The 13820-nt window shown below is 35.3% G+C and carries 8 protein-coding genes; 5 read left to right on the top strand and 3 right to left on the bottom strand.

Translation table 11 applies throughout. The annotated features are described in order from the left end of the window. The first annotated feature begins 163 nt into the window (after positions 1-163). Both miaB and Bccel_RS05610 read left to right on the top strand, forming a co-directional pair. The gene (miaB, locus tag Bccel_RS05615) at positions 164-1609 is read left to right on the top strand and encodes a tRNA (N6-isopentenyl adenosine(37)-C2)-methylthiotransferase MiaB (protein WP_036944191.1); all 1446 of its coding nucleotides are present in this window, start codon (positions 164-166) and stop codon (positions 1607-1609) included. 207 nt (positions 1610-1816) lie between these two features. Then, positions 1817-4564 (top strand): sensor histidine kinase, encoded by a 2748-nt coding sequence (locus Bccel_RS05610; RefSeq protein ID WP_050753160.1) that lies wholly within the window; start codon positions 1817-1819, stop codon positions 4562-4564. Between the two features lie 61 nt (positions 4565-4625). Here Bccel_RS05610 and Bccel_RS05605 read toward each other — a convergent pair whose 3' ends face one another. The 3 genes from Bccel_RS05605 to Bccel_RS05595 form a co-directional block, all read right to left on the bottom strand. Next, positions 4626-6836, bottom strand: coding sequence for a glycoside hydrolase family 9 protein (locus Bccel_RS05605; protein ID WP_152965937.1), 2211 nt, complete (start codon positions 6834-6836; stop codon positions 4626-4628). 23 nt (positions 6837-6859) lie between these two features. Then, positions 6860-8416: a radical SAM/SPASM domain-containing protein gene (locus tag Bccel_RS05600; RefSeq protein WP_242853156.1), complete on the bottom strand. Its 1557-nt coding sequence runs from the start codon at positions 8414-8416 to the stop codon at positions 6860-6862. Positions 8417-8508: 92 nt separating this feature from the next. After that, the gene (locus tag Bccel_RS05595) at positions 8509-8787 is read right to left on the bottom strand and encodes a hypothetical protein (RefSeq protein WP_036944190.1); all 279 of its coding nucleotides are present in this window, start codon (positions 8785-8787) and stop codon (positions 8509-8511) included. A gap of 304 nt (positions 8788-9091) precedes the next feature. Here Bccel_RS05595 and Bccel_RS05590 point away from each other — a divergent pair, with 304 nt between their 5' ends. From Bccel_RS05590 to Bccel_RS05580, 3 genes are read left to right on the top strand one after another with little or no spacing between them, the layout of a single operon-like run. Continuing rightward, complete coding sequence (locus Bccel_RS05590) at positions 9092-9901, top strand: hypothetical protein (RefSeq protein WP_036944187.1); 810 nt, start codon at positions 9092-9094, stop codon at positions 9899-9901. Between the two features lie 15 nt (positions 9902-9916). Continuing rightward, entirely contained in the window at positions 9917-11479 is a 1563-nt protein-coding gene (locus Bccel_RS05585; RefSeq protein ID WP_036944185.1) for a Ppx/GppA phosphatase family protein, read from the top strand. Between the two features lie 12 nt (positions 11480-11491). Continuing rightward, a complete protein-coding gene (locus Bccel_RS05580; protein WP_081927078.1) occupies positions 11492-13687 on the top strand; it encodes an RNA degradosome polyphosphate kinase in 2196 nt (731 codons plus the stop codon). The last annotated feature ends 133 nt before the right edge of the window (positions 13688-13820 follow it).

Here is a 13820-nt window from a genome sequence, read left to right as displayed (position 1 = left end):
TTACAATAAATAGTAGGTGTTTTAACCTGCTATTTTTGTGCTATATGTTTTCAATAATCATTTTACATTTTTGTTATTGCAAAACATCTATAATATGGTGATAATAATTTAATAAGACTACAATCTTGTATAAGAGATTTTGTTCATAGTATGGAGGAATAAAATGAATAAAGGCCCTGAAAACAAAAAGGAAATACATGTTTCTGAAGAGGAAATAGCCAAGCAATACCAATATATGAATTCAATTAAAGAGGCCAATGCTCAATGTGAAATGCAAACAGGAAGAAAAAAGCTGGCATTTTTACAATCTTTTGGTTGCCAAATGAATGAAAACGACTCTGAAAGGCTTTGGGGTATGCTTTCGGAAATGGGCTACGGTGAAGGAAAAAACAGTGAAGAAAGTGATGTTATTATCTTTAATACATGTTGTGTTAGAGAGAATGCAGAAGAAAAGGTTTATGGACATTTAGGTGCACTTAAAAAGCAAAAAATGGACAATCAGGAAAAGATAATTGCCATATGCGGATGTATGATGCAGCAGGGCCATGTAGTTGAGCATATAAAGAAAAAATACCGTCATGTTGATATAGTATTTGGGACCCATAATCTATATAGGTTTCCAGAGCTTTTAAATAAGGCCGTGAATACAAGGTCGGCAGTGATAGATGTAGATGAATCGGCAGGTTCAATTGTCGAGGGATTGCCAATTGAACGTAAAGATTCAATAAAGGCTTGGGTAACTGTTATGTATGGCTGCAATAACTTCTGCTCATACTGTATTGTTCCATATGTACGAGGAAGGGAACGCAGCAGGAGTATTGAAGATATTGTGGATGAAATAGCAGAACTTGGACAAAATAATTTTATGGAAGTAACACTATTAGGACAGAATGTGAATTCTTACGGGAAGGATTTTGCCGGTAATGTAAGCTTTGCAGAGCTTCTTAGTGAGATAAACAAGGTAGAGGGGATAGAGCGTATAAGGTTCATGACTTCCCATCCGAAAGATCTCACAGAGGATATTATCCTTGCAATGAGGGATTCTAAAAAGGTGTGTGAGCATCTCCATCTTCCCATTCAGGCAGGTAGTACCAGGATTCTTAGTGAAATGAACAGAAAATACACCAAGGAAGATTATTTGAATTTAATTGGCAGGATAAAAGAAAAAATACCCGGTATATCACTGACCACAGATATTATAGTAGGTTATCCCGGTGAAACGGAAGAGGATTTTGAGGAAACTCTGGATGTTTTAAGAAAAGTACGCTTCGATTTTGCATATACTTTTCTTTATTCAAGAAGAACAGGGACTCCTGCGGCAAAAAGTGAAGATCAGGTAAGTGAGAAAGTTAAAAAATCGCGATTTGAAAGACTTTTAGGTGTACAGAACAAAATCAGCAAGGAAATAAATGACACACTTTTAGGAACAACAGAAGAAATACTTGTTGAAGGTTTAAGTAAAAACAGCATCTGGAACTACACCGGAAGAACACGTACAAATAAAATTGTTAACTTTAAAGGTAGTAAAGAGCTGGTTGGAAAGCTGGTAAAGGTGAAAATTACAGACATTCAGACCTGGTCGTTAGAGGGTGAAGTTATATCTTGGTAACAAAATAATAAATTAATTTTGATACAAAAATATATGAGGATATCAGATCAAATGATTCAATTGAAAGGGGCTTAATTTAAGGCTCCTTTTTTTAATTGTCATAAAATTATGGATTTTTTATCTAAATTAAAGTAAAATACTACTTATTACCACAATATTGCTTTAAAATTATATATTTGCTAATTTTTATGTATTGGGGGCTTAAATGTGAGCGGTAGTTTTGATACAGATAATTTAAATGAAATACCTTACATTATGATATGTGGGAATGAGGCTATAGATGTAAGTGATTCGTTTCTTCAGTTATCTGGATATTGCAGTATGGAGATAATAAATAAGAATATTGAACAAGTTTTCAAAAATCTTTTAAAGGCGAATATAGATGTTGATTCAATAAATAATACTCCTAAGAGTCTTTTTATATTTACAAAGAGTATCGATCCGAGAGAGGTAGAAATAGCTAAAGCAACGAAAAATAATAAAGAATTAATCACTTTCATTGAAAAACCACATTCTCGAATTGAAGAAAAATTCTCCTACATTGAATATCTGCATAAATCAGGAGTTGCTATTTATTCTGCTGATGATTTGACTCTACTAAGAGCCAATAAAACATTTTTCGAATTTATCAAAGAACCATACAATAATAAGGAAGGTTGTATCGGAAAAAGTGTTGGTGATTTTCTCAAGGACTTTACCGGTAGTCCTATGGAACAAATTTGGAAAGATATGATGAATTCCGGTGAGGCTTTATATATCAAAGAATTTGCACATTTTAATAGTGAAAGAGGTAATACCTATTGGGATTTTTCCGCAGTACCAATGAAGGAGGATGGAAAAGTCAAATATATTATCATCAACTCTATTAATATGACAGATAGGGTTTTAAACAGAATACATATTGAAGAGCAAAATAAATTGTTAAAGCATAAAGAAGAACAGTTAAGGTTAATCACTGAAAATATGAATGATGCTTTATTTATAGTTAATAAAGATGGTACTTACGAATATTACAACGATCATGCAGTAAAAATAGCTAATCAAATAGGGATTATAGATGCCCATGGTAATTTAGTATTGGATTATATATACTATGATCAAACTGGAATAGAAATTACAAAAGATGGCATACCCAGCTCAAAAATATTAAGCGGTGAAGAAATTCAAAATGTTGTGGTTAGAGTTGAAAGGCCTGAGTATACTTTTTACTTCAACTTTAATGGAAGCCCTATTTATAATGCCGATGGACAAATAATATCAGCAATATTTTGTTTTCGTGATATAACTGAAAAATATAAACATGAACAGGAAATAAAGGAAAAAAAGGATCAATTAGAGACTGTTTTTGAAACAATTCCTGATTCTTTAATAGTTTCAGATAAAGACGGTAACATTATTGCCACTAATCCTGTAGCTGATTATATAGCAAAAAAGTTCCTTTTCATGCCTATTGAAAAGGGAAATCTTGAATATAACTTTGGTGTAATTCAGTATTTGGATATGGATCATAACCCGATACCTTTAGATGAAATGCCGCATAAGCGTGTATCCAAGGGAGAAAAAATCAGCAATTTCAAATATATTACAAAAATATCAGATTTAGAAATTTATATAGATTCCTATGCTACGCCAATTTTTGATAAAAACGGGAATTTTGTAATGTCCATATTATGCTGCCGCAACATTACCGATTTGGTCAATAAGGAACTAGAAATTATAAAGCAAAAAGAACTTGTTGAAGCAACAATAGAAAACATGAATGATGCCATTGTTATTTTTGACAAGGCTGGCAGTGTTATATTAGCAAATGCAGAAGCTCGAAAACGTTATCCCCATATTAATACAAATACTAAAATTGAAAATGTTCATACTGGTTTAAATTGTTTTGACATGGATAATAATCCTATACCGGTAGAAAACTTACCGACAAGACGAGTTATCAGAGGTGAAAGAATAAGTAATGAAAGACTCACAATTAAGTATCCTGATAGGAATGTTATTATAGAGGTTAATGCAGTTCCTGTTTTTGATGGTGAGAATAATTTAATTTCAGCAGTGGTATCACACCATGATATTACTCAAATTATTGAATATGAAGATACATTAAAGAGTCAAAACTCCAAGCTTCTAAAGGCTGAACGTGAAAAGAATGAAATTCTTCGAAATGTGATAGAAATGAAAGACGAATTTCTAACAACCATAACACACGAATTTAAAACGCCCCTTAGTGTTATTCATGCTGCAGTTCAGGCTATAAACGAACTTTACAGCAAAGAAATGTCGGATAATATAAAAAAACATATTCAAAGAATCCGATTAAACTCATTAAGGCAGATTAGACTTGTGAATAATCTCCTTGATATAACAAAATATAACGCAGGACACATAAAAATTTATAATAAAAACATAGATATTGTATTTTTAACTGAAGCCATTACTCAATCAGTTAAGGTTTTTGCAAATCAAAAAGAAATAAATCTTCAATTTAGTTCCGATATAGAGTTTAAAGAAATTGCAATAGATGATGAAAAGTACGAAAGAATACTACTAAATCTATTATCAAACGCTATAAAATTTACACCAAAAGGCAAATCGATTTATGTCTTTGTAACTTGTAAGGATAATAAAGTATTTGTAATAGTAAAGGATGAGGGGGTTGGCATACCGGAGAATAAAAGGGACATAATATTTGAGCGTTTTGGTCAGGTTGACAGTTCATTAACGAGGCAGGCTGAAGGTACTGGTATTGGGTTATCTCTTGTAAAATCCCTAATAAGTGCAATGGGGGGGAATGTATCCGTAGAGAGTGAAATTAATCAGGGAAGTACATTTACATTATCGCTTCATGCAAAAACTATTAATAAAACAGAAAGTATACCTGTTATACAAAATCAAACCAATAACAGAATAACTCAATCAGTAGCAATTGAGTTTTCCGACATATATATTGATTAACTTAAACACTTAAAAAGGCTGCTGGAAAATATCCAACAGCCTTTTTCAATAACATGAGTTATTATTTTGTAAAACCTGCAAGTGCATAAATCAGAGCTGTACTCCAGTTTATCGCAATTTCATTTGTGTAATAATCTTCCTGATCATCAGTCCATTGTCTGTCAACATGTCTTCCGCCGACAAGGCAACCTGGCCAAGGATCCTTGATATTGTCTCCGCCTGACCTTCTGTCATGTGGGTTCATTGGAGGATTTACACCCATTCCTGTCACATAGGAACGGCCATACTGATTTCTTCCAAACAAGTGTCCTATAGCATCTAATGCAGTATTCACATAGTCTTTGTTAGGTGATAATATGTTTGCAACCTGAAGGAGCATTGTCTGTCTTGCAACAGAACCGTTGCATCCCCAGTAGTATTCTGTTCCGAGGGGTCTGCCGTAACCATGTGAATTTCTGGTTGACACTGCAGTGTTTGCCTGTGTTATAAGTGCATTTTTTATAGTATTGTATAAAGCCTGGTCTTTTCCGGTTCTTTCTGACAACAGGTATTTATACATTGCAAGGTTCTTAATATTACTCCAGTCAAAGTCAAAATCAACCTTTTTGGTTTGATTTTTTGCCCTGTTTTCAAAATCTGTAAGGTATGTGCTGTCACCTGTTGTATCCCACATTTCAACAGCCGCCCACAGCCTGTCATCGTCATCTGTTGTGCCGTATCCGCCTGTTGAATATCCGTTTAAATCAGCAGCAACATTTGATGGATTTGCCTTCAGGAAATCATAACTTTTTTTAGCGGCCTGCAGGCATTTTTCTGCATAAGCTGAATCATAAGGTTTGAATATCCTTGATGTCTGAGCTGCCATAGCTACAAAATCAGCTGTTGCTGCACTGCCCCAAGGTGTAAAGAATCTTTCTGTGTTTTCCTGTTCTGGTGGTATAAAGCCGCCAAAAGCCTTTGTAGTAAGCTTATGGCTTACTTTGCCGCTGTTGTCGGGATACTGCATTTTAAGCACCCAATCCATTTCATATTTAATCTCATCGAGAAAATCAGGTATTGAATTTGAATTTTCAGGCATTACAAGCTTCATATTCTTAAATTTGTCACCAAACTGCTCCCATGCAAGAACCATTGAACCCACCGATATACCTGCATTGACGATGTACTTGTTGTAATCACCTGCATCATGCCAACCGCCGGTACCATCCTTTCGACCTGATCCGATTTTGGAGTCTAGGGTACCGTCATTTGTATGGCAGGCACCATGTGAGAATGTTTGACCATTATAAGTAGCAGATACGCTGGTGCCGCATCTCATAAGGTAAAGTCCCATCATAACAGTTTTAAATGGATCATTGTAAAGGTCTTCAGCTATCTTAAAATCAACGCTTTTGCCGATGCTTGGAATAGCCAGGTAATATGTTCCGGGATCTGTCAGGCCTGAAAAATCTGCAAGCCATACCTGCTGTCTTGAGTCACTATCTGTCATAGGCTTTGCGGTACCTGCAAATACCACAGCTCCTCCAGTCTTAACTATGTAAAAGTTTGAGGCTGATACTGCTATGGTTGCAATCTTATCTTGATCAGGCAGATATCCGATTGAGTTTAGACGGATATTGTTGTTAACCTGCAGATTGGCAGGTATCGATACCTGAGGCAAAGTAGGTTTGGGGGTGCTTGTAGGAGTTGGTGTGCTTGCTGGCTGAGTAGGTAAAAATTCCGGAGTAATTGCCGGGTAGTCCGCACTTGTTTTATTAAATCTTGTTGCGATGTATATTGCTTCACTCATGTTTATTGATCCATCCTTATCAATGTCGCAGATTGAATTGTACTTAGAATCACCAGTTCTTGAATTAAAGGCTTTTGATACTTCAATGACATCCGACATATTTACGCTGTCATCAAGATTAAAGTCTCCAGCCCATAATAAAACCGGACTGGTCTCAATAGATACCTTTACATCTGATGATACATTAAATGTTGTTGATCTCTTAAGAAAACCGGGTTTGGAAATTTTCATTGTGTATGATCCGGAAGCAACTCCGTTAAGTTCAAAATATCCGCTTTGATTTGTAGTAGCTAAATATCCCGATCCCAATTCCACTTTAATTCCTTCCAATACTGCTTGTGTTGAAGTTACATCTGTTTTTACATATCCGGTAATTTTAAAACCCTGTGCTGCTTCTATAACCGAAGATGTAAAAACCGTTGATAAAACGAGTATTAACACCAATAAAACTGATGTCATGGACTTTCTCTTTATAGTTCTCATATACACTTAATACCTCCTATTATTTAGGTTTCTAAATTATTATCTTTTGGGTTAGCGTCATTTAAAATAATGTAAAAATCTTCTGTTTCATCTTTAAAGCTTTGAGATATGCATCTGCCCTTTTCAAGAATATTTATTGCATCATTTATTCTTCCAGTCTCATAATACAACACCGCCAGATCATGATATGGATCTAAAAATCTTTCATCTGAATTTTCAATAGCCTTAAGAAGATAATTGATACCATCTTCAATATTCCCAAGCTTTGCTGTCGTAAGGCCATATCCCTTTAACGCATACGCGTCCAATGGATTAATTGTTAAAAGCTTTTCATTGGATTTTAAGGCATCATTATAATTTCCAAGCATAAATGATACAAATCCATAGTGTGATAATGCTTCACAATTGTTATTTTGTGCATCAATAACCTTTTCAAGGACAATGCCAGCCAGCTGGTAGCTTTTATTCTCGATAAATTTTCTTGCCTTTTTAAGCAGCATATCTATATCTGTCACCTGGTCTAAATGCTGTTGTGCATTTTTTACTGCATAATTGTATGAGCAGTATCTGTTTTCACCATAGACAGATCCATCCATTGTGAGTCTTGTATTTGCACAGCCGCCAAGGCATCTGCTGCCATTTATGCACTTGCTGCAAAGCCCCTTTAGTTTATCTTTTGTAAGCTCTCTGTTCCATGCAAAAAGCTTTTCATTATTCCAGATATCCACTATGGAAGTTTCTCTAATATTTCCTTCGATAAAGTCTTTACTCCTTATGGAAGTGCACCCCACTATATCTCCGTTATGCAGTATGCCGAAGTTATATTTTCCGGCACCGCATCCATACCAGGAATACTCATCATACCCGTATTGTGCCTTTCTAACTTCGATTTCCTTGTTGTTGAAGTAGCCTATGCAGTCTGCAAGCTGGATCTCAACACCGCCTATTTTTGTGGCTCTGTATGCAAATTCGATGACTTTGTCGATGTGTTCAGGGGTTGATACCAATTGGTTGTTATTTGCCATATTGCCCATGGGAAGTCCCAGCTGAATCTGCCAGCCGCCAACGTTCTTTTTTACCAATATGCTGTGCAGTTCATCAAGTTCATTGATGTTAACACTGTTTATTGTTGTTATTACCGAGCAATTAACTCCTGCACCAGTGATTATATCGAAGGAATTCATTATTCTATCAAATGATCCTTCTTTTCTAATATGGTCATGAGTTTTTTTCAAGCCGTCAAGGCTCATGGCTATTGTGTTGATTCCGGCATCTTTGGCTTTTGCTGCAATTTCATCATCCATCAGCCAGCCGTTTGTTATCATATTGGGAATTATACCATTGCTGTTAAGTCTTTTGGCAATAATGTTCCAATCTTTTCTTGTTGTGGGTTCCCCGCCTGAAAGTGTTAGCCATTGCAAGCCTAAAGCCTTCATATCATCACACAGCTTAAGTGCTTCTTCTGTAGTGAGCTCGCCTTCAAGTGGTTTTTCACATGAGGAGCCGCAATGTTTGCATCTCATATTGCAGCCCATTGTTATTTCCCATACTGCTGTTATAGGGTTGTACAAATTATCCATATTATCCCCCCCGAAAGTCAATACGTAAATGATAATACCTTATGTATATGGCTGGAAATTGCTATACAGTTAATTAAATAAACTCATAAAAACTATTTAAGTATAGTACCATACTGATCATCAGGTATAATGCCATACATAAGTTGAACACCGTATTTTGCTACCACAATGCCATATTTGGTAACAGGCTTTACACCATATTTAGCCACAGGCTTTATACCATATTTCATAAAAGGTTTATAATACTTATCAACTGAAACTGTCACAGTATCGGCACTTATAGTTTCGTCGGCAGCAACATCAAAACCGCCTACCATATCCATAAGTTCTTCGTCTGTCAATTCAACTTTTGGTTTTAAATCTTTATCCATTAAAAATCCCCTCCCATACATGAATATTTTGGAATATAGCAAATTCCAGCCATAAAAACTTAGTAAAATAAATTTTTAATATGTAATAAATGGGTTACAGAACCATTATATAATCATTTACGCATAATATCAATTGAAGTTTCCAATGTTCTGATTCCTTGAAAATTGTGCCTAATTTTGTTATAATATCTATTGCAATTTTCAAACCGATTATTAAAAGTTATTATTAATCTTTGCTAATTTGACGATAACATTTTTATGATAAATTTAAGGAGGAGCAAGGTGAAAGTACCTTGGAACGATTATGGATTCCGACACTTATACAAATGAAAACGAAATGTGCGATGAAGTGAAGCATGAGACTTCTGAAAAAAATTTTTTTGATGGCAGCAGATATAACAGCTTAGTAGAAAGCTCATTTGATGATTTTGAAACCGAATATAATAAATTTTGCAGTGAAATATATAAAGAATCTGATGAGGATATTCTAAATAAATATAGATATGTGGCACCGGCACCGACCAAAAAGAAAAGAAAGAAAGTTTCGACAATCTTTTTGATTCTGGCAATATTAGGTATTGTTTTAACGTCTGTTTATTCATTTGTTTTTGTATCAAACATGATAAATAATAAATATGCAAATAACAAAAAAATAACCATTGAAGGGCAGAAAAAGGAAGATGTAAATACCAAATTTCGGTTGGTAACTACTAAGGAATGGGAAAAAGCTGATTCATCCACCAATAAGGATGCAAGTATGATATTATCAAGCAAGAATAGAAATAAGGGGTTTCTTGTTATTTGTGAGGGTAAAAGTGAATTGGGCGAAAGTGTTACACTAGATGATTATTTTGATGCGGTAAAGAGCGAGAACGCTGAACTCAATAAAGGAATTGAAGAGGAAAGCATTAAGGACGTAGCATTGGTAAATGGCTATGAGGCGAAACAATTACTAGTTAATATAAATCAAAATGGTGAAAAGTATAAATATATGATAACTCTTGTTGAGACAAACAAGAGCTTTTATCAGCTTATCGGCTGGACTACGGTAAATTTATATGCTAAATCTGAGAAAGACTTTATAGAAATGACTGAAAGCTTTAATGAATTATAGAAAAGGGTGTATTTTATGGTTCGCAAAATTGAAGTTGTTGCAGCACTGGATATTGGTTCCAACCTAATACGTATGTCTATTGCCCAAATTGATGCAAATGGACAAATTGAAATACTTGAAGATGTTGAAAAAAGCACTTATCTTGGCAGGGATTCATTTTCATACGGGAAAATCCAAAATGAAACCATAATGGAGCTTTGCGAAACACTAAAAGGCTACACCAAGCTAATGAAAGACTACAGAATTAAAAACTATAGGGTTGTTGCTACAAGTGCTATAAGAGAGGCAAAAAACCGTGATTATCTTTTGGATCAGGTAAAACTTCAAACAGGTGTCAGCATCGATGTTATCAATAATGCAAAAGAGAGATATTACATGTATAAGGCCTTAAGGGATTATCTATTGAATACCAAGTTTATCAATAAAAAGGATTCCCTCATAGTTGATATAAGGTCCGGTGGTGTTGAGGTATCGGTATATTCCGATAACAGGCTTAAATTCACAGAATACTTGAAAATAGGTTCTTTGAGACTTAGGGAAGTATTGGCTGATTTGCAAAAGAGGTCCCTGCATTTTTCCAGTGTACTTCAAGAGTATATTAAAAGTGAGGTTGACTTTCTAAAGTCCATAATAAAAGGAACTCGAATTGATAACTTTATAGGTATAGGCGGAGAGCTGAAAACAATATTAAAGCTTTGTGAGATGGAAAATGTAATGGAAGAAAATCTTCCCGACAGTATAAGAACAATAGGAAGAGACACCTTTGAAAGGCTGTTTGATAAAATAAATCACCTTACAACTGAACAAATACAGGAAAAGTTTAATCTTCAAAAGAATAAAGCTGAAATTTTACTGCCATCCATGGTGCTTTTCAGAAGCTTTTTACATATGACTGAATCGGATGGTATATATGCTCCGTTTTTATCCCTTAGAAACGGCATACTTGCGGAAATTGCCGATCAATGGCATGAAACTCCCAGGAAGAAAAAGATAATTGACGATATAATAAATCTTGTGTGGAATATAGGGAAAAAATATTTTGTTGATGAACATCACAGTGCTTATATTGAAAAAACAGCACTTTCGATATTTGACCAAACACTTAAGTTGCATAACCTTGGTAATCGTGAAAGGTTTTGCTTCAGGGTTTCAGCAATTTTGCACGACATAGGAAAATACATTAACTATAACAGTCATGAAATACATTCATATAACATAATTCAATATCAGGATATTATGGGGTTTTCTGATAGAGAATTAAAACTTATAGCTAATGTTGTGAGATACCATGAGGAAGATTTGCCTGATCCTGATCATAAACAATATTCCGAACTTGATGAAAGAGACAGGCTCACTGTTTCAAAGCTCGCTGCAATATTAAGGCTTGCAGAGGCTTTAGACGTTTCGCATAAACAGAAAATAACTGCTTTTGAAATAGCCGTAAACAAGAACGAGCTGTTATTCAAAGTATCCTCGAAAGAGGATATAATGCTTGAACAGTGGAGTTTTTCACAAGTTGCGGGATTTTTCGAAGATGTAATGGGAGTAAGACCAAAATTAATTCTAAAAAGGATTTAGGAGTGTTAAGTGATGAAGTCTCAGAGTAAGAGCAATACAAATAAGCCCATTAAGAATCAAGGTAGAACTCGGGTTAAAGCAGCGGGTAAAGAAGCGGGTAAAGCACAAAGCGGAGCTGTAAGCAAAAAGGCTGAAACCAAAAGTAAAGTGCAGATTAAAAATAAAAACAAAGCTCAAGATAAAAATGTTTTTATAAACAGGGAATTGAGCTGGCTTGAATTTAATGGGAGAGTTTTGGAAGAGGCTTGTGATACGAGGAATAACCCCGTTTTGGAACGGATGAAGTTTTTATCAATAGTTAGCTCCAATCTTGACGAATTTTTTATGGTCAGGGTAGCAGCCCTTATGGACCAATATCTTGCAGGCATTAATGGCAAGGATTTTTCAGGCTTAACTCCTGAAGAACAGCTTATGAGGATCGAAGAGAAGATTCAGGTAATGGTTAAAGAGCAGTATGACTGCTATAATAAGTCCCTTATACCTGCACTTAAAAAAGAAAAAATACTTATCAAAAAATTAAGTGAGCTTGATAAGAGACAGGAAAAATTCATTGAAGATTACTACTTCAACACTGTTTATCCTGTACTAACACCGATGGTTGTTGATAAAAGCAGGCCGTTTCCTCTTGTATTAAATAAGAGTCTTAATATTGCACTGATACTTGAAAATGACGATGAGGATGAGCCTATATTCGGAATGGTACAGGTACCGTCGGTGCTTGACAGGCTTATAAAAGTTCCTTCAGATGAACTCTCCAATCAGTGCTTTGTTTTTCTTGAAGATGTAATTGAAAAATATATAGATAAGCTTTTTACAGGGTATAACAAGTTTACACTAACACAATTTAGAATTACCAGAAACACAGACCAGGCTTTGGATGAGGAAGAGGCGGAAGACCTCCTGCAGGCAATTGAAGAATATATTAAAAAGAGAAAATGGGGGATAGTAATAAGGCTTGAGATCAAGAAAAAACCTGATCCAAGGCTTCTGGAAATCCTTATGGAGGAATTTGAGATTAATGATCAAGCCGTATATTATATAAACGGACCTCTTGATCTTACTTATCTGATGAAGTTAAGCTCAATTTCCGGCTACGACAATTTAAGGTATCCTTCCTTGACACCTGCTATTTCTGAAGAGTTAACAGATATAGAAGATATTTTTGATGTTATAAGCAAAAAGGATATACTGCTGCATCACCCGTATGATTCGTTTGATCCGGTTGTAAGACTTATTAGGGAAGCATCTGAAGACCCAAAGGTCCTTGCAATAAAGCAGACACTTTACAGGGTAAGCGGCAACTCTCCAATAGTTGAAGCTCTTATAAATGCTGCTGAAAACGGAAAGCAGGTTACTGTGTTGGTTGAGCTTAAAGCAAGATTTGATGAGCAAAACAATATTCAATGGGCAAAACGCTTGGAAATGGCTGGATGTCAGGTTATATACGGGCTTGTAGGATTAAAAACCCACTGCAAGGTTCTCCTTATTATAAGAATGGAGCAGGATGGGGTTAAGCGTTATGTGCATTTTGGCACCGGTAACTATAATGATGTAACTGCAAGGTTTTATACCGATATGGGACTATTTTCCTCAAACCCATACTTCGGTGCCGATGCTTCCGCACTGTTTAATATGTTATCAGGTTATTCGAAGCTTCCTAACATGCATAAGTTATACATATCTCCTACAGGCATAAGAGCAAAATTTGTAAACCTCATTGATAATGAAATATTTAATGCCAAGGAAGGGAAAAAGGCACATATAATAGCAAAGGTAAACTCTCTTGTGGATGAAGGCATAATCAGAAAGCTATATGAAGCCTCATGTGCAGGTGTAAAAATAGATCTTATAGTGAGAGGGATTTGCTGCTTGAAACCTGGTGTTGAGGGAATCAGCGAGAACATCAGTGTTCGCAGTATAGTAGGCAGGTACTTAGAGCACAGCAGGATATTTTATTTCTATAATGATGGTGATGAGAAAATATATCTGGCAAGTGCAGATTGGATGACGAGAAATCTTGACAGGAGGGTTGAGCTGTTGTTCCCTGTTGAGGAAAAGGATACTTTTAGAAGGATAAAAGAAATTATTGATGTATATTTGAAGGACAATGTCAAAGCAAGGCTTTTGACAAGCAGTGGCAGCTACACTCGAAATCATGGTAAGGGAAGAAAGCTTATGAATAGCCAGGAATACCTTAGTGATTTCTAAAAATAACTGGTCAACTGGAGATTTCAAAAAATATTGTTCTTTCTGATCTCCAACACAAAAATAGACCAAGGAAATTTTTGAAATCTCCTTAGTGATAGTGAATTTTCGAAGACAAAATAAAAGCATGACTACA

This window comes from Pseudobacteroides cellulosolvens ATCC 35603 = DSM 2933 (assembly GCF_001262605.1).
In the GTDB taxonomy this organism is placed as follows: Bacteria; Bacillota; Clostridia; order Acetivibrionales; family DSM-2933; genus Pseudobacteroides; species Pseudobacteroides cellulosolvens.
The sequence above is the reverse complement of the archived record's forward strand: the minus strand, read 5'-3'. Positions and strand labels throughout refer to the sequence as shown.